Origin of the sequence: Sphingobium aromaticiconvertens (genome assembly GCF_037154075.1) — a bacterium.
Classification (GTDB): domain Bacteria; phylum Pseudomonadota; class Alphaproteobacteria; order Sphingomonadales; family Sphingomonadaceae; genus Sphingobium; species Sphingobium aromaticiconvertens.
In genome coordinates this window covers 1,909,410-1,931,429 of the sequence record NZ_JBANRJ010000001.1, presented here as the reverse complement: position 1 = coordinate 1,931,429, position 22,020 = coordinate 1,909,410, and the positions used below count along the sequence as shown (strand labels likewise).

The window sequence follows — 22,020 nt, the reverse complement described above, 5'->3', positions numbered from 1 at the left end:
ACCCGTCTGCGGCGGGTTAAACGGCTGGTCCACTATGCCCGTGCGCCCGTGGGGTCAACGCCTGTTAATAATCTCTTTTGGCGTTATATCTGATCCTTTCCGACAGACAGAGAGATTTCGCCATGATTCGCGAGCAGCTAAAGAGCGCCCAGATCACTGCCATGAAGGCAGGAGAAAAGGAAAAGCTGGCCGCTGTCCGCCTGATCCTGGCGAAGCTGAAAGATCGCGACATAGAACTGCGCACCGCTACCCAGGTGCCCGACGACGACGCGATCGTGGTCGAAGTGCTCCAGAAAATGGTCAAGCAGCGCCGCGAATCGATCGAGATGTTCAAGAATGGCGGCCGCGACGAACTGGCGGCCAAGGAACAGGTCGAACTGGACGTGATCGAAACCTTCCTGCCCCAGCAGCTCAGCGAAGATGAGACGAAGGCTGCGATCGAGACGATCAAGGCCGAGGTGGGCGCGGCGAGCCTCAAGGACATGGGCAAGGTGATGGCGGTCCTTAAGGAACGCCACGGCACCGTCATCGACATGAGCAAGGCGAGTGGGCTGGTGAAGGCGGCCTTGGGATAAAGAAGCTCCCCTCCCGCTTGCGAGAGGGGTCGGGGGAGGGCATGTTCACAAGCCTCATGGACAAAGGCTACGCAAGAGCGCGCGAACTGCGCTATAACGCCACGGCTGCCGAACGCGCACTATGGCAAGCGATCAGCGCGCGAAAAATCTCTGGGACACGGTTCAACCGACAGGTGCCGATCGGCCCATTCATTTGCGATTTCGTGGCAAGAAGCATCCGCCTCGTGATCGAAGTCGATGGGGGCCAGCAAAATGAAACCGTCGATGCCGCGCGCACGAGCTACCTCGAAAGCCAAGGTTACCGCGTGATCCGGTTCTGGAACAATGATGTCTTAGGCAATTTGAATGGCGTGGTTGCTGAGATCGCGCGCGTCATTGCTGACATGCCCCCCCCCAACCCCTCCCGCGAGCGGGAGGGGAGTTAACCATGTCCCTGACCCCGCAATGGCTGGACGAGCTGCGCGCGCGCACGACGCTCTCGACCCTCATCGGCCGCACCACGAAGGTCCAGAAGGCAGGCCGCGAGTATAAGGCCTGCTGCCCCTTCCATAATGAGAAGACGCCCAGCTTCACGATCAACGATGAGAAGGGCTTCTACCATTGTTTCGGCTGCGGGGCGCATGGCGACGCCATCCGCTGGATGACCGACCAGCGCGGCCTGCCGTTCATGGAAGCCGTCAAGGAACTGGCGCAGGCCGCAGGCATGGAAGTACCCGCCGCCGATCCGCGCGCGGCCAAGCGGGCCGAGCAGGCCAAGGGACTGCATGACGTCATGGCCGCCGCGCAGGGTTTCTTCGAGGAGCAACTGGCAGGCGCGGAGGGGGCGGAGGCGCGCGCCTATCTCCAGCGCCGGGGCATGCGCGACGCAACCCGACGGACCTTTGGTTTCGGTTACTCCCCCGATTCGCGCGGCAAGCTCAAGGTCGCCCTCAAGGAATATGGCGAACCGATGCTGGTCGAGGCCGGGATGCTGATCGCCCCGGACGCGCTGGAGCCGGAAGGCAGCACCACCAAAAAGCGTGACAGCTACGACCGCTTCCGGGGCCGCCTGATGATCCCGATCCGCGATGCGCGCGGGCGTGTAATTGCGTTTGGTGGACGGATTTTGGGCGCGGGCGAACCCAAATATCTCAACTCCCCCGACACCCCACTCTTCGACAAGGGGCGCACGCTCTACAATCTCGACCGCGCCTCCTCTGCCAGCAGGGCCACCAACCGCGTGATCGTGGTCGAAGGCTATATGGACGTGATCGCACTCGATCAGGCGGGATTTAGCGAGGCTGTCGCCCCGCTGGGCACCGCGCTGACCGAACATCAGATCGAACGATTATGGAAGATGGTGGAGGTGCCGATCCTCTGCTTCGATGGCGACTCGGCGGGACAGAAGGCAGCGATTCGCGCCGCGACTCGCGCTTTGCCGCTGCTCCGCCCCGGCCACAGCCTGGCCTTCGCCACTCTGCCACAGGGGCAAGACCCGGACGATCTGGTGAAAGCGCAGGGCCCCAAAGCGTTCGAGGCCGTTCTTACCGGTGCGGAACCGCTGGTCGATCGCCTGTGGAAGCATGAATGCGCCGCCGCCCCGCTCGACACGCCCGAACAGCGCGCCGCACTCAAGCAACGGCTATCAGCCATCACCGAGGCCATCCAACATGGCGATGTGCGCGCCCATTATGCCCACACCTTCCGCGAACGCTATGACGCGCTGTTCTTCTCGCGCCCTGCCTTCACCCCGCAGCGACGCGAAAGCGGGGCTGGACGCAGCGGCGGCGGCTGGAAAAAGGACAAGCGTGGCAACTGGAAAGCCCCCCTGCCCCCTGTCGGTGGTGAAGCACGCGCTATAGGCGGCACCGGGACGGAGACGATGCTGCTGCGCGCCATGCTGGCCAGCCTGCTGCAACATCCCGACCAGATCGCGCCCCATCGCGAGCAACTTTCCGCGCTACGAATCGCTGACCCACTGATGGGCAGATTGCTTGGCGAACTGGTCTCGCTCTCTTTCCGCAAAGAAACAGTTGAAACACAGGGCCTCCTTACCATATTGGGCGAAGGTGAATTGTATAATATGGCAAGGGGGTTGCTCCGGGCCGATACGCTGACTTTCACTCCCACACGCAAGGATGCCGATACCGATCGCGCTCGTCGCGGGCTGGAGGAAGTGATTCGGGTGATGGCGGCGGGACCGGAGATTGAGGCGGCACTGGCAGACGCGACGCGGCGGGCGATGGACGATCTGAGCGAAGAAACTTTTGCCGAACAGCAAAGGGTTCAACGCCTGAAGACCGATCATGACCGGCGTCTGGCGGAACTGGCGCAACCCGAAGACATTGTATGAACAACGGACCGCTCATTTTCGAGGGGCGGCTGGTTTAAGGCGAATAAATGGCAAGCAAGGCGAACAGCAAGGGTGCGGGCGAGGAAGTGGATAGCGGTGATGCACCGTTGCTCGACCTCAATGAAGCGTCGGTCAAGAAGCTGCTCGCGCGCGCCAAAAAGCGTGGCTACATCACCTATGACGAGTTGAACAACGCCCTGCCGCAGGACCAGATGTCCTCCGAGCAGATTGAGGACGTGATGTCCGCGCTCAACGACATGGGCGTCAACATCGTCGAGAATGAAGAAGCCAGCGACGACGGTGAAGACCAGCAGCGCGAAGACGATAATGACGACGCGAACGAGGCGGCCGAGGACGACGATGGTGCCCCCCGCCCGGTCGGCGAAAAGAAGAAGGAAACCGTCGATCGTACCGACGATCCGGTTCGCATGTACCTGCGCGAGATGGGCGCGGTCGAACTGCTCAGCCGCGAGGGCGAAATCGCCATCGCCAAGCGGATCGAGGCTGGTCGCGACACGATGATCCTGGGTCTGTGCGAAAGCCCGACCACCTTCCACGCCATCATCGAATGGTCCACCGCCCTCAACAATGGTGAAATGCAGTTGCGCGAGATCCTTGATCTCGATGCGATGCTGTCGAAAGATCCCGCCCCGGAAAGCCTGGAAGAAGGCGCCGAGGATGATGGCGAGATCAGCGAAAAGACCGCCGGCCCCAGCTTCAAGGAAGAGGAGGAGCCTGAAGAGGAATCCGCCGACGCCGATGAGGATGAGGACGGCCTGACCGAACGTCGCGCCAAGCGGGCCGAAGAGGATGAAGAGGAAGACAACACCCTTTCCCTCGCCCAGATGGAAGAGACGCTCAAGCCGATGGCGCTTGAGAAATTCGCCACCATCACGGAAATCTTCCGCGCTTTCTCCGCTGCGCAGGAACGCCGCCTGAACGCCATGGGCAGCGGCGGCACCCTCTCCCAGAAGGAAGAGGACAGCTATCAGCAACTGCGCGAGGACCTGACCGCGCAGGTGGAAAGCGTGCAGTTCCACCAGCAGAAGATCGAATATCTGGTCGATCAGCTCTATGCCTATAACCGCCGCCTGACCGCGCTGGGTGGCCAGATGCTGCGCCTGGCCGAGCGTCACAAGGTGCCGCGCAAGGACTTCCTCGACCGCTATGTAAATCATGAGCTGGACGATGGCTGGCTGGAGAAGGTCGGTGGACTGGACAAGAAATGGTCCGCTTTTGTTGCCGCTGAAGGCCGCTCGGTCGATCGCATCCGCAACGAAGTGGGCGAGATCGCCCAGGCGACCGGCATGTCGCTCAGCGAGTTCCGCCGCATCGTCAACATGGTGCAGAAGGGCGAGCGCGAAGCGCGTATCGCCAAGAAAGAAATGGTTGAGGCCAACCTGCGCCTCGTCATCTCCATCGCTAAAAAATATACGAACCGTGGCCTGCAATTCCTTGATCTTATTCAGGAAGGCAATATCGGCCTGATGAAAGCGGTAGATAAGTTCGAATATCGCCGCGGCTATAAATTCTCGACCTACGCCACCTGGTGGATCAGGCAGGCAATCACCCGCTCGATCGCAGATCAGGCGCGGACCATCCGTATCCCGGTCCACATGATCGAGACGATCAACAAGCTGGTCCGCACCAGCCGCCAGTTCCTGCACGAGCAGGGCCGCGAACCGACCCCGGAGGAGATGGCCGAACGCCTCTCCATGCCACTGGAGAAGGTCCGCAAGGTGATGAAGATCGCCAAGGAACCGATCTCCCTCGAAACGCCGATCGGCGACGAGGAGGACAGCCATCTGGGCGACTTCATTGAGGACAAGAACGCGATCATCCCCGTGGATGCCGCGATCCAGGCAAATTTGAAGGAAACGGTCACCCGTGTCCTTGCCTCACTTACCCCGCGTGAAGAGCGCGTGCTGCGCATGCGCTTCGGCATCGGCATGAACACCGATCACACGCTGGAGGAAGTCGGGCAGCAGTTCAGCGTGACCCGCGAACGTATTCGCCAGATCGAGGCAAAGGCGCTGCGCAAGCTTAAACACCCGAGTCGCAGCCGCAAAATGCGCAGCTTTCTCGACCAATAGGTCTCAAAACGGGACCGGTGACAGAATATATCGCCGGTCCCGTAAACTCCGCGTTTACCGCACCTCGCTATCGTCATCCCTCAAGCAAAATACGGGCGTGACGAGGTTATGACATGAACGAAGCGGTAGTGCGCCTGCGGGCGAAGGATATTTCCGGACTGATCGAGGCGCTGGTCGCTGCCGATGGTACCGCCGGACATCCTTACGCCGCCCAGGCCGCGATCAGTCATAATGGTACGCTGCTGCGCTCCCTCCCCAATCTTGCCGACGCCGCTTATTATCTGTGCATGTTGCATGGTCGCCATCCCGGCGTCATCGACCATGCCGCCACACGCTCGGCTGACAACGCTGCCCGCGCCTGGCTGCTTCAGGCCGCCGACGCCTTCGCCAGTGAACGCGCCTGGCTCACCCAGGTGACGGTTGCCGTCGGTCCCGCTCCCAGCACGGCGGGCCACAGCGATTGCGAAACCGCCGTCAGCCAGCAACGTCACGCGCTCGAAATGCTGGCGCAATCCGATCGACGGGGCTGTGCCATGGGTGCGGCGATCGCGCTGGTGCTGGACTGGCAGGCCGTGCGCCGTGTGCTGGACAGTGCGGCCCTCCGCATGGGCCTTGAGCCTCGGCCATCCATTCTGCCCGACCGTGCCGCCACGTTGGCGATGGCCGCCGCAATCGGCGGCGACGACAGCATCGACCGCGCGATCCAGTTCGGCGCCCGCCAGTTGCTCAGCCAGCATCGGGGGTTGTGGGATTTGCTTTCCGCCCGTGCAGAGATGCGCGCGCGGGACCAGAGCTAACCCACCCGCCGCACTTTCGCGCCCGCGATCTACAGCCGTTCAGGGCCTGCGCACTTGCTCCCGTGTCGCGTAGCCCCTAGGTCCGTCCGCGTTGCGGAATCGAACGGGATGGATTTATGCGCTTTGAAGGCACCTCGGACTATGTTGCCACCGACGATCTGAAGGTCGCGGTCAACGCCGCCGTCCTGCTGCGTCGGCCGCTGCTGGTGAAGGGGGAGCCGGGCACGGGCAAGACCGTGCTGGCGCAGGAGATTGCCGGTGCGCTGGGCGCCCCGCTGATAGAATGGAACGTAAAGTCCACGACCAAGGCGCATCAGGGCCTCTACGAATATGACGCCGTCGCCCGTTTGCGCGATGGACAGCTTGGCGACGAGCGGGTCCACGACATTTCCAACTATATCCGCAAAGGCAAGCTGTGGGAGGCTTTCACCTCCCCCGCACTGCCCGTCCTGCTGATCGACGAGATCGACAAGGCCGACATCGAATTTCCCAACGATCTGTTGCAGGAACTCGATCGCATGGCCTTCCACGTCTATGAGACTGGCGAGACGATCGCCGCGCAAGATCGCCCGGTCGTCATCATCACGTCGAATAATGAAAAGGAGTTGCCCGACGCTTTCCTGCGTCGCTGCTTCTTCCACTATATCAAGTTTCCGGACCGCGAGACGATGCAGGCGATCGTCGACGTCCATTTCCCCGGCATCCAGAAGATATTGGTCAACCGTGCGCTCGATATTTTCTACGACATTCGCGAAGTGCCCGGCCTCAAGAAGAAGCCCAGCACCAGCGAGTTGCTCGACTGGCTGAAACTGCTGCTGGCTGAGGATATGCCGCTCGACGTGCTCCAGTCCGCCGACAGCAGCAAGGCGATTCCCCCACTCCACGGCGCGTTGCTCAAGAATGAGCAGGACGTGATGATGTTCGAACGCCTTGCCTTCATGAGCCGCCGGAAGGGCGCATGACCCATCAGGCAGGCTGCCTGTGCGGCGCTGTCCGCATCCAGATCGACGCAGAGCCGATCGCCGCGCGCATGTGCTGGTGTCGCCTGTGCCAATATCTGGGCGGCGGCTCTGCCACGGTCAACGTCTGCTTTCCATCGGACAAGGTGACGACCAGCGGCGAGGTCCGCTGGCATGACAGCATCGCCGACAGCGGCAATGCCATGCGCCGGGGCTTCTGCCCGACCTGCGGCACCCCGCTCTTCAGCCTGGCCGAATCGCGGCCTCATTTGGCCTTCATCCGCGCAGGGGCGCTTGATGATCCGGGCCTGATCGGGCCGCAGGCGGTCATCTGGACCGACGCCGCGCCCGGCTGGGCGCATCATGACCCCGACTTGCCCCATTATCGAGCGCAGATTCCACCGGTTTCCTGACTTTCGGGCCTTGCACATGGCCTGATTCCATGTGATCCTTCCATGACAAAGCCGCGAAAAGACGGCTTGCCCCCAGGAAGGATGCCGATGCTGAAGTGCGCGCTCCCTATATTCTCTGCTCTCCTCTGCCTTTCGGCGGCGCCGATGGCGCATGCCGGTGAAGACACCGGCGCGTGGGACATGAGCGATGCAGGCGTGCGCGTCGCCGCCGCTGGCATCGCCGCTCCGACCGCCGCCGCCAGCCTCTCGCTCCTGAAGACCGGCGAGTTTTCCAACGGCGGCAAGAGCATCGACAATTATGCGCAATATGTGTCGGAGGACGGCGCCATCCAGGCGACGCTCTACATCTATCTGCCGACCTATGCCGACGCGGCGCTGGGCGCTTACATGACCGACCGCGCAATCATGGAGCGGTTCGGCAGCAAGACGCGTCGCACCAGCTATGACAGCGTGGCCGCGGGGGGGCAGGCAGGCACGGCGATCCGCGCGGTTTATGACGACGCGGGCGAGGGCCAGTTGACTACCGCCGCCGCCATGATCCATGCTGGCCGCTGGATGGTGAAACTGCGCGTCACCGGCCCGTCCGAACGGCGCGAGGAAGTGGTCGCCGGTGTCGACGCGATGCTAGCGGGCCTGCATGTCGACAGCGGCACGATGCTCCATGCTGCGACGCCGCCCAGCGTGGGCGCCTGCCCCACTGGCAATGGTGCTGACGCACAGCCTATCGGTCCGCAAGGCGCGCGCCACACGGATGCCACCGCCCGCGAACCCGGCTTTCCGCGCGATGGCCATGATGCGCTGTGCGTGCGCGGCAAGATCGAGACGACAGAGGGCAGCTACGATATTCTTCAGGCGGTGAACGGCGCGTCTGGCTCCATCCTTGTGCCGATGGATGACACCGGCACCGTGATGGCCTTCGATCCCGTCGCCGGTGGCCAGAGCAACGGTCAGAACGGTTATCGCCTGTCGATCCATTCGGTGGGCAAGACCGATGTCTATGCGGCCTATGACCGTCTGCCCTCAAGCCGCCAGATCGCCGCGATCCTGGATGGCAGCGACCCGGCGACCGCACAGGCGCACAGCACGACCGCTTATGCCGCCAATGGAACGCGCAGCGTGACGGTGCGCGGCCGGTAAATCCGGCGCGCTTGCGGACGCACGAAAAAACCCGCAACAGGCGGCCTATGGCTTTGCGCGCCCTGATCGAAACAACTCGCTTCGCGCGCGTCCGCGCCCATCTGGAATTGGTCCGCATTGCCTCTGGACCGCGGGCATGGGCCTATGAATTTGCGCTATTCGGCTTCAAACAGGGCTGGGCCTGCCTGTTCGGCGGGCTGATGCTGGCGCTGCTGCTGGGTACCCACCTTTTCTACCCCACCAGCGCGCCGCTCCACCGCTATGATTTCCTGACCCTCGCCGCGCTCGCCATCCAGTTAGCCATGCTGGCGCTGCGCCTCGAATCCCCGCGTGAGGCAGTGGTGATCTGCGCCTTTCACCTGATCGGCACCATCATGGAGCTGTTCAAGACCCATGCCGGATCATGGCTCTATCCCGAAGCCAGCCTGCTCCATATCGGCTCCGTGCCGCTTTTCTCCGGCTTCATGTATGCGGCGGTTGGCAGCTACATTGCGCGCATCTGGCGTATCTTTGGTTTTGCCTTCACGCGCTATCCGCCGATCTGGGCGACGGTGGCGCTGGCGATCGCCATCTACGTCAATTTCTTCGCCCATCACTGGCTGCCCGACATTCGCCTTGCCCTGTTCGCCGCCGCGCTGCTGCTATTCGGGCGGACGTGGATCTGCTTCACGCCATGGCAGGCGGAACGGCGGATGCCGCTGCTGGTCGGCTTCCTGCTGGTCGCTTTGTTCATCTGGTTCGCCGAGAATATCGGCACCTTCGCCAATGCCTGGACCTATCCCGATCAGGCGCGCGGATGGCATATGGTGTCCGTGGCGAAACTGGGTAGCTGGTATCTGTTGATGATTATCTCGTTCGTGCTGGTATCGCTGATCCATGGGATCACACGCCGCGTTCAGATAAGATAGCCAACCTCGTACAGTCCCCAGCGCCGCCCGCCAAAGACCAGCGGGACAAATACGCTCCGCAGCGCCCGATAGCGCCCTTCGCCCAGATCCTGCCGATAGGTGAACAGGAAGAAATCGCCCTCCTCGTCCAGCGCGCGACGAGTCTGTGCGTCCATGAACATCTGCCGGTTACGGGCATTTTCCATATTCCATTGCCGCGCCCCCGCCCGCTGCGGCTGGCTGCGCGCGCTGATATGGGTAGGCAGATAGCCATTCATGTCGATCAGACAACAACCGACGATCGCCGCGTCCTCCGCCGTCCGCCGATCCAGCAAGGGCCGTATCCGGCCATCGGCAAAGGCGGTGAAGCCATTTTCATGTTGCATCGGGTCCGTCCCCGCGACCGGACGGTAGGCGGTGTCGAACAGCGCCGTCATCGTGACTTCTCCGCGCTCGACCGCATGGGCGATCAGCGCCTGCACCTCCTCCGCCCCCTCTTCGGCCAACGCGATATAGCGGCTGTTGCGCGTGCGCTGACCGCTATGGGCGGCGGTGTTGAGCATGGCATTCGCCATCCCCTCCAGCCGGTCAAGTTGGGCGCGCGCCGTTTCCACGCCGCCTGCATTATGGGCCGCCGACTGGCCGAAGCGCACCAGCCCATCGCGCAGCGCCGCAACATCGCCATCGGCGGCGTCGGTACAGGTGACGATGGATTGCGACCGCTCCTGAAACTGGGTGATGAGCGAGGCGATTTCCGCCATCGTCGCGCGCAGCGTGTCGATATGCGCGCCCACATCCCGGCCGCGCACGATATTGGCCTCCACCCCGCCAATCAGCCCGCGTGCATCCCGGTCCAACTGGCCAAGCTTGTCACCGACCGAGGCGGCGGATTCCCCCGCCTGTCCCGCCAACCGGCGTATTTCTTCGGCCACCACGGCAAAGCCCTGCGTCGCCGCGCCCCCGCGCGCCGCCTCGATCGCCGCGTTCACGCCCAGCAGGCGCGTTTGCCGCGCGATCGCACCCAGTTCCTCGGATATGCCGCCTACAGCTTCGATGACCGTCAGGAAACGATGAAGATGCGCCTCCAGCCCCGTCACATGCGCGATCAGGCCCGCTACCTCGTTCAGCGATAGCCCGGCCACCTGATTGCCCTGCGCGATAATCTGCCCTGCCCGCCGCGCGGTCAGGCTCAATTGGTGTGCAGCGGCAACGCTTTCACCCTGATTGTCAGACAGCGTCGCCATATTGGATTGCAGTTCGACCAGATGCAGCGAATCGCCCCTGATCCGCTGCGTCAGCTCACTCAGGAAACCCGCAGCCTCGCTGCACTGCAATGCGATGTCACCCGACTGTTCACCCAGATCGGACAACATAGGCTTATTTTCCAAGGAGCGCCCCGCTTGATATGATCATTTCCATAGTGCGGCGTTAACCATGCAATGCAACAATTAATGATCCCATAATGCAATGACAGTGCGCACGGCTTGCATCATCGGGCGGTGTGGCGGAAAGAAGGGCCATGTTGCTCAATTTCCTCGACGCCCTGCGTGCCGCCGGCATCCCCGCCAGTATCAAGGAGCATCTGATGCTATTGGAGGCGCTGGACCAGGAGGTCATCGCCCGCAAGCCTGAAGACTTCTACTATCTGGCCCGCGCCACCTACGTGAAGGACGAGGCGCTGCTCGATCGCTTCGATCAGGTCTTCGCCAAGGTTTTCAAGGGGCTGGAGGGTAGCAGCGAACTGGAAGCGGACATCCCCGAGGAATGGCTGCGCCTGATCGCGGAGAAATTCCTCAGCCCCGAAGAGATGGCGAAGATCGAGGCGCTCGGTTCGTGGGACGAGATCATGGACACGCTGAAAAAGCGGCTGGAAGAGCAAAAGGGCCGGCATCAGGGCGGCAACAAGTGGATCGGCAGCGGCGGCACCTCGCCCTTCGGCCATGGCGGCTATAATCCCGAAGGCGTGCGGATCGGCGGCGAATCCCGCCACAAACGCGCGGTCAAGGTCTGGGAAAAGCGCGAATTCCAGAATCTCGACAGCACCAAGCAACTGGGCACCCGCAATATCAAGGTGGCGCTACGCCGCCTGCGCCGCTTCGCCCGCGAAGGGGCCGCCGAAGAACTGGATCTTGACGAAACGATCCGCGGCACCGCGCGTCAGGGCTGGCTCGACATCCGAATGCGCCCGGAGCGCCATAATGCGGTCAAGCTGCTGCTGTTCCTCGATGTCGGTGGCTCGATGGATCCGTTCATCACACTGTGCGAAGAACTGTTTTCCGCCGCCACGACAGAGTTCAAGAATCTGGAATTCTTCTATTTTCACAACTGCCTGTACGAAGGCGTGTGGAAGGATAATCGCCGTCGCTATACGGAACGCACCAACACCTGGGACATTCTCCACAAATATGGCCATGATTATAAGGTGATCTTCGTCGGCGACGCGACCATGAGTCCCTATGAGATCAGCCATCCGGGTGGATCGGTCGAACATTTCAATGAGGAAGCAGGCGGCGTCTGGCTGGAACGGGTCGCCCACACCTATCCTGCGACGGTCTGGATCAATCCGGCCAACGAAGCCCATTGGAACTATAACCAGTCGACCATGCTCATCCGCCAGATAATGAATGACCGCATGTATCCACTGACGATCGAGGGGCTGGACAGCGCCATGCGCGAACTGACTCGCAAGCGATGATGCACTTCATTCCGGCGTAAAAAGCACGCCCCCCGTCATCGGCTCGGGCGCGCCGGTGGTGCCCGGAAAACTGATGGCAAGTCCCGCCAACCGGCGCACCGCCATATAGGCGAACCCCTGCGCTTCCAGCGCATCGCCGTCCCAACCCAGTTCATCCACCGGCCGCACGTCGATCCCCGTCCGCTCCGCCAGCATCTTCATCAGCGTGCCATTGTGCCGCCCGCCGCCAGCGGCATATATCCGCGTGGGCCGCTGCGTCAGATGGTCGATCCCCCGCGCCACCGCAGCGGCGGAAAAGGCGGTCAGCGTCGCCGCCCCATCCTCCAGATTCAACTTCCCGACCGGCGCGATCGTGAACGCCTCCCGGTCGATGCTTTTGGGTGGCGGCACCGCAAACCAGGGATCGGCCAGCATCACCGCCAGCACATCCTCATCCACTTGGCCCTTCGCCGCAACCGCACCGCCCGCATCATAGGCTGCGTCACCATGCGCCTGCATCCAATTGTCGATCAGACCGCTTGCCATGCCGGTGTCGAACGCGACCAGATCGTCTTCGCCCGCCCCGATCGCCGTGACATTCGCCACCCCGCCCAGATTGAGAATCGCCACCGGTTTGGGCAGCCCCGCCCCCAAAGCGCGGTGATAGACGGGCAGCAACGGCGCCCCCTGCCCACCGGCCGCAACGTCCGCGCTCCGCAGGTCGCCAACCACCGGGATGCCAAAGCCCCCCGCCAACGCCGCGCCATCGCCAATCTGCCACGTCCAGCCACGTTCGGGCCGATGCGCGACCGTATGCCCGTGAAAACCGATGACGGCGACATCCTGCGCCACATGCCCGCTACGCCCCAGCAGGTCGGCCACCGCCTCGATATGCAATTCGGTCAGTTCCGCCTCGACCGACGCGATCAGCGGCTCGAACCCCGGCGCATCCATCGCCATCGCCCGCTCGCACGCTTCGGCGAGCCGCAGGCGAAACCCTTCGCCATAGGGTTGCGCGTGAAAGGCGATGGGCTTCACGCCCCCCTCGCCGTCCGTCTCGATCAGGGCGGCATCGATCCCGTCGCGCGAGGTGCCGGACATCAGGCCAATGGCTAATAGAGAGGTCATGTCCAATCTCTATGAACAAAAGCATGGCTTCGACAAGCGCAGTCTTGTCCTCGATCCTGTTGGCACGCCCCACCCGCAATGCTACAGGCCCGCGCCATGAGCCAGTATCAGTCCGATCTCCTGCGCCTGCTCGACACGCGCGGCTACATCCATCAAGTCACCGATGCACAGGGCCTCGATGCCCTTGCGCAAAAAGAGGTCGTGCCCGGCTATATCGGTTTCGATCCAACCGCACCGTCGCTCCATGTCGGCAGCCTGGTGCAGATCATGATGCTGCGCCGGATGCAGCAGGCGGGGCACAAGCCCATCGTCCTGATGGGCGGCGGCACCGGCAAGATCGGCGATCCCAGCTTCAAGGACGAAGCGCGCAAGCTGATGACGGGCGATACCATCGCGTCCAACGTCGCCAGCATCAAGCGCGTGTTCGAAAAGTTCCTGACCTTCGCGCCCAAGGGAGAGATAGGGGGCCCGTCCGACGCGGTGATGGTCGATAATGCCGATTGGCTGGACCGCCTGGAATATATCCCCTTCCTGCGCGACATCGGCCAGCATTTCTCCGTGAACCGGATGCTGAGCTTCGACAGCGTCAAGACCCGGCTGGACCGCGAGCAGTCATTGAGCTTCCTTGAGTTCAACTACATGATCCTCCAGGCCTACGACTTTCTGGAACTGTCGCGCCGCTCGGCCTGCCGCCTGCAAATGGGCGGGTCGGATCAATGGGGCAATATCGTCAACGGCATCGAATTGTCGCGCCGAGTCGACAGCACCCAGGTCTATGGCCTCACCACCCCGCTCATCACCACGGCGGATGGCGGCAAGATGGGCAAGACCATGAACGGCGCGGTCTGGCTGAACGCAGACGCGCTGCCGCCCTATGATTATTGGCAGTTCTGGCGCAACACGCAGGATGCCGATGTCGGCCGCTTCATGCGGCTGTTCACTGACCTGCCACTGAACGAAATCGCCCGGCTGGAGGCGTTGGAAGGTGCGGAAATCAACGAGGCGAAGAAGATCCTCGCCGACGCCGCGACCGCCATGGCGCATGGGCAGGAGGCCGCCACCACCGCCGCGCAAACCGCGAGGCTGACGTTCGAGGAAGGCGCATCGGACGCCAACCTGCCGACCGTCAGTGTGGGTGCGGAGGGGATGAACGTCGTCCAGGCCAATGTCACCCTGGGTTTCGCCACGTCGAACAAGGAAGCCCGGCGCAAGCTTTCCGAAGGCGCGATTCGCGTGAATGGCGCGGTCATCAGCGATCCTGCCACTCCGCTCCAGCCCGGTGACAAGCTGAGTTTCGGCGCAAAGAAACATGCTTTGGTGGTCAACTGAAACCATTCATCCCGTTTCACGCGGCTTAGGGAGCGGTTAACCCTGTTGGCCAAGAAAGCGTCAATCTTCGTCCCCCAAGTCTTAATGCATGGGATCGCTCTTCGCCAATCTAGACCATGTGATGCGCTCGCGTGACCCCGCTGCGGAAGAGCGGCGGGCGCGACGCGATCTGGTCGACCTCGTCAGCCACGCGACGGCGCGTGGCCGCACTCATAGCGTCCGCGTCATCAACGTCTCGCCACTGGGTCTGATGTGCCGGACAGAGGCGGACCTGCTGATCGGTGAGAAGCTGACGATCTGGCTCCCACTGCTGAAGGACACGCCCGCCGAGGTTCGCTGGACCGAAAATGGCCGTGCGGGGATGGAGTTTCTTAATCCCATCCCGGCGAAAAACTATGACGCGATGCTCGCCCTCATCCCCCCTCGCCAGACGGAGTGGTAAGCGAGATCGGCGTGAACCCGTCGCGCCGCTCGATCAACTGACGCCCGCGCACCAGCGCATCAGGCATTTCCGTCCGCAGAAAATCGACCATCGCCTCGCGCACTTCGCAGCGCAGGTCGAACGCGACCCCGGCGTTGCGGGCGCTGAGCAACCCGCGCAATTCCATCGCATCCGCCCGGTGATCCGTCACCTGCACGATCGCCACCCGCTTGTCCCAGCGCTGGTTGGCCTGCACCACCTCCACGAATTTCGCGCGAATGCGCCCGACATCAGCGGTCGGATCGACATAGAGGAAGATCGTGCCCAGCAGGTCGCTGGTCTTCGTGGTCCAGTTCTGGAAGGGCTTTTCCAGGAAATAGCTGACCGGCACCACCATCCGCCGGTCGTCCCAGATGCGGACCACGACGAAGGTCAGGGTGATATCCTCGATCCGTCCCCATTCCCCCTCCACAATTACCACGTCATCCAGCCGGATCGGTTCTGAAAAGGCCATCTGGATGCCTGCGATCAAATTTTTGAGCGCAGGCTGCGCCGCCGCGCCCACCGCCAGACCGACAATGCCCGCAGACGCCATTAGCGTGACGCCCACGGTCCGCACGCCCGGAATCGCGATCAGCATCAGCGCGATGACCATGAAACCGACGATACACTGGGCAATCCGATAGAGTATCCGCACCCGCGTATGCTGACGCCGGGCCTTCAGATTATCCTCGACGCTCAGGTCCGCCCGCTTCTCGAAGATCGCTTTGGCCCCGCGCATCACGCGGAATATCAGCCAGCCCAGCAGCAGCGCGAAGATCATCCGCGACCCGATCGACCACATCCCCTCCATGCGCGGCCCCAGCGTCAATGGCTGTACCCCGGCGCTCAGCGCCAGCAACACGACCAGCCATCGCGTCGGTTGATAGATGGCAGGCAAGAGCACCAGATCAATGCCCGACCGTTTGACGATGCGCGTCAGCACCGCAAAGGCGATCCAGTGGAGGACAAAGGCGATGGCGACGGAGATTCCCACCGACAGGGCGGCGGTCAGGGAAATGCCGGAAAGGCTGATATCGGGATGGTCCATGTCCCGCTAACGAGGGTAGCAGCACTTTGTTTCGCACACGCAGCATTTTCCGGGCAACCGTGCCGATCGGGCGATCAGCCGCTCCGCAAAGTCGTTGGGTTTAGCCGCTCCGCAGCAGGCCGACCGCCGCATCCCGCTCGAACAGATAGAGGCAGGTCCGGGCCGCCTCGCCCCGCGCCTGCGACAGACCGCCATCGCGATCGACCAGCAGGCGGGCATCGTCGCGCGCCATATCGATCAACGCCGCGATATGCTCCGGGGTCGCCAGCCGCAACTGCGCCTCGCCCGACTGGCGCGTGCCCAGCAGTTCGCCTGCCCCGCGTAGTTTCAGATCCTCTTCGGCAATCCGAAACCCGTCATTCGTCTCCCGCATCAGCGCCAGCCGGGCGCGCGACGTCTCGCTCAAAGCATTGCCGCGCAGCAGCAGGCAGACCGATGGCTTGTCCCCACGCCCTACCCGGCCGCGCAACTGGTGCAACTGGGCCAGACCAAAGCGATCCGCGCCCTCGATGATGATCAGGCTGGCGTTGGGCACGTCCACGCCCACCTCGATCACCGTGGTCGCGACCAGTATCTTGGTGCGGTCAGTGGCAAAGGCCTCCATCGCAGCGTCCTTCTCTGGCCCTTTCATCCGGCCATGAACCAGCCCGACCTTATTCCCGAAGCGCATTTGCAGCGATTCCGCGCGCGCTTCCGCCGCTGCCTGATCGCTCTTCTCGCTTTCCTCGACCAGCGGGCACACCCAATAGGCCTGCCCCCCGTCGCCGACATGGCGGGCCAGCGCCTCCACCACCTCGTCCAACCGACTGGCGGCCATGACGACGGTGTTGATCGGCTGGCGCCCCGGCGGCATCTCGTCCAGCCGCGACACCTCCATCTCGCCATAATAGGTCAGCGTCAGCGTGCGCGGGATCGGCGTCGCGGTCATCACCAGCAGATGCGGCGTGCTTTGCGCCTTGGCCGCCAGCATCATCCGCTGCGCTACGCCGAACCGATGCTGCTCGTCGATCACCGCCAGCGCCAGATTGCGATAGCGCACTGCCTCCTGAAAGATCGCATGGGTGCCGACGAGAATGTCGATGCTGCCATCGGCCAGCCCCATCAGCGTCGATTCGCGCACCTTGCCCTTCTCTCGCCCCGTCAGAATCGCGATAGTGACCGGCAGGCCCGCCGCCATCTTCCGCAGCGTCTCATAATGTTGCCGCGCCAATATCTCGGTTGGTGCCAGCAACGCGCCCTGCGCGCCCGCCTCCACGGCATTCAGCAACGCCATCAGCGCCACCAAAGTCTTCCCCGACCCGACATCGCCCTGCAACAACCGCAGCATCGGCGTCGCCTGCGCCATGTCGCCCTCAATCTCCCGCATCGACCGAAGTTGTGCGTCCGTCGGCGCGAAGGGCAGTTGCAACATCGCCCGCAGCCGCCCATCGCCCGCAATCGGCACACCGCGCCGCCTGCGCCCCGCTTGCCGCACCAGCATCAGCGCCAATTGCCCTGCGAAAATCTCGTCATAGGCCAGCCGCTCGCGCGCGATGGCGTCCTGCGGATCGGCATGGATGCGCGCCAATGCCTCGCGCCAGCCCGGCCAGCCCTTCTTCGCCAACAGGCTTGGCTCGATCCATTCGGGCAGGTCAGGCGCACGCTCCACCGCTTGGCGCACCAACTGACGCAGCCGGTTGTTGGTCAGCCCCTCCGACAATCCATAGACCGGTTCGCGCGCCGGAATGTCGGCCGCCTCTTCAGACGGCAGCACATGGTCGGGGTGGACCATCTGCAATTCCTGCCCATAGGTTTCCAGCTTCCCCGACACGAATCGCGGCTCGCCCATCGGCAGCAATTTGCGCGGCCAGGCGCTGTTTTTGCCGAAATAGATAAGGCTGACGATATTGCCCTTCGCATCCGCCGCGTGGACCCGGAACGGCGCGCGCGCGCCTCCGCCCGCCTTATAATCCACTGCCGTCAGCGTGATGCCGATGACCCGCCCCGCGTCGGCCATGTCCAGCTCGTCGGTCAATATCCGGTCGATCCAGCTCACCGGCAGATGGAAGGCGACATCTACCGCACGCTTGAGGTCCAGCCGCTCCAGCGGACGCGCGAGCGCAGGCCCCACGCCTTTCAGCACGGATATTTCGGCAAAGAGCGGATTGAGTATATCGGGTCGCATGGCTATCTGCGTGGCTCTAAAGCATTTTCAAGTCGTCCGGAACGGTCGATGACTCGGAAAACGCGACAAACAAAAGCATTCAGTCGGGACGGTCACTCAAACACCTCATCGGCAAAATCGGCCTACGCCGATAAGGAACAAAATATGAACGAAAATCCCCGCATCCGTCGCCTGAAATTCCGATCCTGCCATCGCGGGACGAAGGAAGCCGATCTGATGGTGGGCGGTTTCTTCGACCGCTATGGCGATAGCTGGAACGACGAACAGATCGAATGGTTCGAATTGTTTCTTGAGGAGCAGGATGTCGACATCATGGCCTGGGGCCTGGGCACAGCCGACGTGCCGGAGCAATTCAAGGGACCGATGATGGATGCCTTCAAGAAGCTCGATTTCGTCGAAATCGGTAACTGATCCTTCCTGCATGCCCTCCCCTAGCCCCTCCCGCCAGCGAGAGGGGGACAGAGTATCAGATGACCGACCTGCAAAAAATCCTGAAGGCCAAGGCGCCTCTCACCCTCTCGGGCGTACCCGCTGGCTTCCAGCCGTGGCTGTTGGCGGACATCGCTCGCGTCGCCGGGAGCACCGGCGGGGGCCGCGCGATCTTCATCGCCCCCGACGAACAGCTCATGCGCGCGATCGCGGAAACCACCGCCTATTTCGCGCCAGAGGTAGAGATCATCGAGATCCCCGCCTGGGACTGCCTGCCCTATGACCGCGCCAGCCCCTCCCTGCGCGCCGCGTCGCAGCGTCTCGCGGGGCTTCACGCGCTCCAGGCAAAGCCCGCAGGTCCGCAACTCGTCCTCACCACCCTCAACGCGCTGACCCAGCGTACCCTGACGCCGTTCCGCGTTCGTCAACTGGTCGCCCGCCTCGCGCCAAAGGAGCGAATCGCGATCACGCTTCTGGCCGAGATGCTGCAATCCAACGGCTATGTCCGCACCGACACGGTCCACGACCGGGGCGAGTTCGCGATTCGCGGCGGCATCGTCGATCTTTTCCCCGGCGGCGAGGAACAGCCGCTCCGCCTCGACTTTTTCGGCGATGAGATTGAGACGGTCCGCCGCTTCGATCCCGCCGACCAGCGCACGCTGCCGGGCGATGAAGGGACGGTCGATGGCTTCACTCTCCTCCCCGCCTCCGAAGCGCTGCTGAACGAAGACACGATCAAGCGTTTCCGCAGCCGCTATCGCGAAACCTTTGGCGCGACGGCGACCGGCGACCCGCTCTATCAGGCGGTCAGCGACGGGCGTCGCCTTGCCGGCATGGAACATTGGCTGCCGCTGTTCGAGGAAAAGCTGGTCCCGCTCGCCGATCATCTGGGCGACGACATGGTCGCCATCCGCGACTCCGGCGTCGTTGGCGCGGCCGACAGCCGGTTCGAGGCGATCCGCGACTATCACGCCAACCGGGTGCAGGCGAAATCCTCCGACCCCGGCGCCTACCGCCCGCTCGACCCGAAGGCGCTCTATCTGACGGCGGAGGAATGGGAGCGCCAGGTCGATGCCCTCCCCATGCACGCCACCACGCCTTTCCATGAACCGGAAAGCGACCGCGTCCTCGACTTCGGCGTCGATGGTCCGCGCGACTTCGCCCCGGAACGCGCGCAGAACGTAAATATCTATGAATCGGTCGGCAAGCATATCGCCAGCCTGCACCGCGCCAGGAAGCGCGTCGTCATCGCCAGCTATTCGGTCGGCTCACGCGAACGCCTGTCCGGCCTGCTCGCCGATCATGGCGTCAAGCGCCTCACCACCGCCGACCATTGGCAGGACGCGCTGGGCACAGCCGCGGCCGGCGCTGTGGCGCTGGCCGTCCTCCCGCTCGACCATGGCTTTGCCGCGCCCGACGTCGCGGTCCTTACCGAGCAGGACATGCTCGGCGACCGCCTCGTCCGCCGCGCCAAACGCCGCAAGAATGCCGACGCCTTCCTCGCCGAACTCGCCACCCTCTCCCCCGGCGACCTCGTCGTCCACGCCGACCATGGCATTGGCCGCTATGAAGGGCTGACGCAAATCCCGGTCAGCAAAGCCGCGCATGACTGCGTCGCGCTCGAATATGCGGGCGGCGACAAGCTCTATGTGCCGGTAGAAAATCTCGAAGTTCTTTCCCGCTACGGCTCTGGCAGCGATGGCGTCGGCCTCGACAAATTAGGCGGCGAAGCGTGGCAGCGGCGCAAGGCGCGGATGAAGGAGCGCATCCACGCAATCGCGGGCGAGCTGCTGAAAACCGCGGCCGAACGCGCCCTGCGGACCGCCACCGTCGCCGAACCCGACACCGCCGGCTTCCCGGCCTTCGTCGACCGCTTCCCCTATCAGGAGACGGAAGATCAGGAGCGCGCGATCTTCGATGTGGTCGACGATCTCGGCTCCGGCAAGCCGATGGATCGCCTCGTCTGCGGCGATGTGGGCTTTGGCAAGACGGAGGTCGCGTTGCGCGCCGCCTTTGTCGCGGCGATGGCGGGAATGCAGGTCGTCCTCATCTGCCCCACCACGCTCCTCGCCCGCCAGCACCACATGAATTTTGAGGAGCGATTCCGCGGCTTCCCGGTCAATATCGGTCGCCTCTCCCGTCTCGTCCCCGACAAGGAGGCAAAGGCGGTGAAGGCGGGTCTTGCAGACGGCACGATCGACATCGTCGTGGGCACCCACGCCCTGCTGACCAAGGGGCTGGAGTTCAAGCGCCTCGGCCTCGTCATCGTTGACGAGGAACAGCGGTTCGGCGTCACGCACAAGGAACGGCTGAAGCAGCTCAAGGCTGACGTCCACGTCCTGACGCTGACGGCCACGCCCATCCCGCGCACGCTGCAAATGGCCATGTCGGGCCTGCGCGAACTGTCCGTCATCCAGACCCCGCCGGTCGATCGCCTCGCGGTTCGCACCTATATCATGCCCTGGGACCCGGTGGTCCTGCGCGAAGCGCTGCTGCGTGAACATTATCGCGGCGGGCAGAGCTTCTTCGTCGTCCCCCGCATCGCCGACCTGCCGGAGATCGAGGAATTTCTTCTCAACGAAGTGCCAGAGATCCGCTCCGTCGTCGCCCACGGCCAGATGAGCGCGACCGAGGTGGAAGAGCGCATGTCCGCCTTCTACGACAAGCGCTACGATGTGCTGCTGTCGACCACCATCGTCGAATCCGGGCTGGACATCCCCAGCGCCAACACGCTCATCATCCACCGCGCCGACCAGTTCGGCCTTGCCCAACTGTATCAGCTACGCGGGCGCGTGGGTCGATCGAAGACCCGCGCCTATGCCTATATGACCACCCCCGCCAACCGGGTCATCACCGAAACGGCGGACAAGCGGTTGAAGGTGCTCTCCGATCTCGACACACTGGGCGCGGGCTTCCAGCTCGCCAGCCACGACCTCGACATTCGCGGCGCAGGCAACCTCGTCGGCGACGAACAATCGGGCCATATCAAGGAAGTCGGCTTCGAACTCTACCAGTCGATGCTGGAGGATGCGATCATGGACGCCAAGGCGGGCGGCGCGGGCCTTGAAAAGCCGCGCGACAGCTTCTCGCCCCAGATCACGGTCGACGCCGCCATCATGATCCCCGACGATTATGTGCCCGACCTCGACCTGCGCATGGGTCTCTATCGCCGCCTCAATGAAGTCGAGGATCGTCAGGGCCTTGAATCCTTCGCCGCCGAACTGATCGACCGTTTCGGCAAACTTCCCGCCGCGACTCAGAACCTGCTGAAGCTCATCGAGATCAAGCAAAACTGCATGAAGGCCAACGTCGCCAAGATCGATGTCGGGCAAAAGGGCGCGCTGGTCAGCTTTCAGGAGGACAGCTTCCCCAATCCCGCAGGCCTCATCGCCTATATCCAGCGCCTCGACGGAACCGCACGCCTGCGCCCCGACAACAAGATGGTCATCAACCGCACCTGGCCCGATCCCGTCGCCCGCCTGAACGGCGCGCTGCAATTGTCGAAGGGACTGGCCAAGGTCGCGGGCTGATCGGATGGCGTGCCCCTCGCTGCGTCATCCCGGACTTGATCGGGGATATATCAGCGCATCCC

18 protein-coding genes are annotated in these 22,020 nt (G+C 63.2%); 14 read left to right on the top strand and 4 right to left on the bottom strand.

Features of this window, described 5'->3' with window-relative positions; translation table 11 throughout:
* Positions 1–122 precede the first annotated feature (122 nt).
* The 9 genes from WFR25_RS09145 to WFR25_RS09105 all read left to right on the top strand — a co-directional run bounded on the left by WFR25_RS09145 (position 123) and on the right by WFR25_RS09105 (position 9,214).
* Positions 123–575 (top strand): GatB/YqeY domain-containing protein, encoded by a 453-nt coding sequence (locus WFR25_RS09145; RefSeq protein WP_336970339.1) that lies wholly within the window; start codon positions 123–125, stop codon positions 573–575.
* A 41-nt stretch (positions 576–616) separates the two neighbouring features.
* Positions 617–1,000, top strand: a complete 384-nt coding sequence (locus tag WFR25_RS09140) for an endonuclease domain-containing protein (protein WP_336970338.1) — start codon at positions 617–619, stop codon at positions 998–1,000.
* Between the two features lie 2 nt (positions 1,001–1,002).
* Positions 1,003–2,907, top strand: a complete 1,905-nt coding sequence (dnaG, locus tag WFR25_RS09135) for a DNA primase (protein WP_336970336.1) — start codon at positions 1,003–1,005, stop codon at positions 2,905–2,907.
* A gap of 47 nt (positions 2,908–2,954) precedes the next feature.
* A complete protein-coding gene (gene rpoD / locus WFR25_RS09130) occupies positions 2,955–5,000 on the top strand; it encodes an RNA polymerase sigma factor RpoD (protein ID WP_336970334.1) in 2,046 nt (681 codons plus the stop codon).
* A 113-nt stretch (positions 5,001–5,113) separates the two neighbouring features.
* Positions 5,114–5,797, top strand: coding sequence for a DUF6975 family protein (locus WFR25_RS09125; RefSeq protein ID WP_336970333.1), 684 nt, complete (start codon positions 5,114–5,116; stop codon positions 5,795–5,797).
* Between the two features lie 116 nt (positions 5,798–5,913).
* Positions 5,914–6,759 carry an AAA family ATPase gene (locus WFR25_RS09120; RefSeq protein WP_336970331.1) on the top strand — a complete coding sequence of 282 codons (846 nt, stop codon included), beginning with the start codon at positions 5,914–5,916 and terminating at the stop codon, positions 6,757–6,759.
* Positions 6,756–7,169, top strand: coding sequence for a GFA family protein (locus tag WFR25_RS09115; RefSeq protein WP_336970329.1), 414 nt, complete (start codon positions 6,756–6,758; stop codon positions 7,167–7,169). The genes WFR25_RS09120 and WFR25_RS09115 overlap by 4 nt, the downstream gene beginning before the upstream one ends.
* An 87-nt stretch (positions 7,170–7,256) precedes the next feature.
* Positions 7,257–8,306 (top strand): hypothetical protein, encoded by a 1,050-nt coding sequence (locus tag WFR25_RS09110; protein WP_336970327.1) that lies wholly within the window; start codon positions 7,257–7,259, stop codon positions 8,304–8,306.
* A gap of 47 nt (positions 8,307–8,353) precedes the next feature.
* Complete coding sequence (locus tag WFR25_RS09105; RefSeq protein WP_336970325.1) at positions 8,354–9,214, top strand: DUF817 domain-containing protein; 861 nt, start codon at positions 8,354–8,356, stop codon at positions 9,212–9,214.
* On the opposite strand, the gene WFR25_RS09100 is transcribed toward WFR25_RS09105, so the two are convergent.
* The gene (locus tag WFR25_RS09100) at positions 9,202–10,566 is read right to left on the bottom strand and encodes a methyl-accepting chemotaxis protein (protein ID WP_336970324.1); all 1,365 of its coding nucleotides are present in this window, start codon (positions 10,564–10,566) and stop codon (positions 9,202–9,204) included. The genes WFR25_RS09105 and WFR25_RS09100 overlap by 13 nt on opposite strands.
* A gap of 146 nt (positions 10,567–10,712) precedes the next feature.
* Here WFR25_RS09100 and WFR25_RS09095 point away from each other — a divergent pair, with 146 nt between their 5' ends.
* Positions 10,713–11,888, top strand: a complete 1,176-nt coding sequence (locus tag WFR25_RS09095; RefSeq protein ID WP_336970323.1) for a vWA domain-containing protein — start codon at positions 10,713–10,715, stop codon at positions 11,886–11,888.
* Between the two features lie 6 nt (positions 11,889–11,894).
* Here the strand turns inward: WFR25_RS09095 and WFR25_RS09090 are convergent, their stop codons facing one another.
* Positions 11,895–12,995, bottom strand: coding sequence for an anhydro-N-acetylmuramic acid kinase (locus tag WFR25_RS09090; protein WP_336970321.1), 1,101 nt, complete (start codon positions 12,993–12,995; stop codon positions 11,895–11,897).
* A gap of 96 nt (positions 12,996–13,091) precedes the next feature.
* Between WFR25_RS09090 and tyrS the strand changes: the two genes are divergently transcribed.
* Both tyrS and WFR25_RS09080 read left to right on the top strand, forming a co-directional pair.
* Positions 13,092–14,324 (top strand): tyrosine--tRNA ligase, encoded by a 1,233-nt coding sequence (gene tyrS, locus WFR25_RS09085; protein WP_336970320.1) that lies wholly within the window; start codon positions 13,092–13,094, stop codon positions 14,322–14,324.
* 88 nt (positions 14,325–14,412) lie between these two features.
* The gene (locus WFR25_RS09080) at positions 14,413–14,766 is read left to right on the top strand and encodes a PilZ domain-containing protein (protein WP_336970319.1); all 354 of its coding nucleotides are present in this window, start codon (positions 14,413–14,415) and stop codon (positions 14,764–14,766) included.
* Here the strand turns inward: WFR25_RS09080 and WFR25_RS09075 are convergent.
* Both WFR25_RS09075 and recG read right to left on the bottom strand, forming a co-directional pair.
* Positions 14,738–15,835, bottom strand: a complete 1,098-nt coding sequence (locus tag WFR25_RS09075; protein ID WP_336970317.1) for a mechanosensitive ion channel family protein — start codon at positions 15,833–15,835, stop codon at positions 14,738–14,740. The two genes, WFR25_RS09080 and WFR25_RS09075, sit on opposite strands and share 29 nt — an antisense overlap.
* Positions 15,836–15,935: 100 nt before the next feature.
* Positions 15,936–17,999, bottom strand: a complete 2,064-nt coding sequence (gene recG, locus WFR25_RS09070; protein ID WP_336970315.1) for an ATP-dependent DNA helicase RecG — start codon at positions 17,997–17,999, stop codon at positions 15,936–15,938.
* A gap of 144 nt (positions 18,000–18,143) precedes the next feature.
* Here recG and WFR25_RS09065 point away from each other — a divergent pair, with 144 nt between their 5' ends.
* Positions 18,144–18,410, top strand: a complete 267-nt coding sequence (locus WFR25_RS09065) for an FAD assembly factor SdhE (RefSeq protein WP_336970313.1) — start codon at positions 18,144–18,146, stop codon at positions 18,408–18,410.
* Between the two features lie 59 nt (positions 18,411–18,469).
* Positions 18,470–21,958: a transcription-repair coupling factor gene (gene mfd / locus WFR25_RS09060; RefSeq protein WP_336970311.1), complete on the top strand. Its 3,489-nt coding sequence runs from the start codon at positions 18,470–18,472 to the stop codon at positions 21,956–21,958.
* The last annotated feature ends 62 nt before the right edge of the window (positions 21,959–22,020 follow it).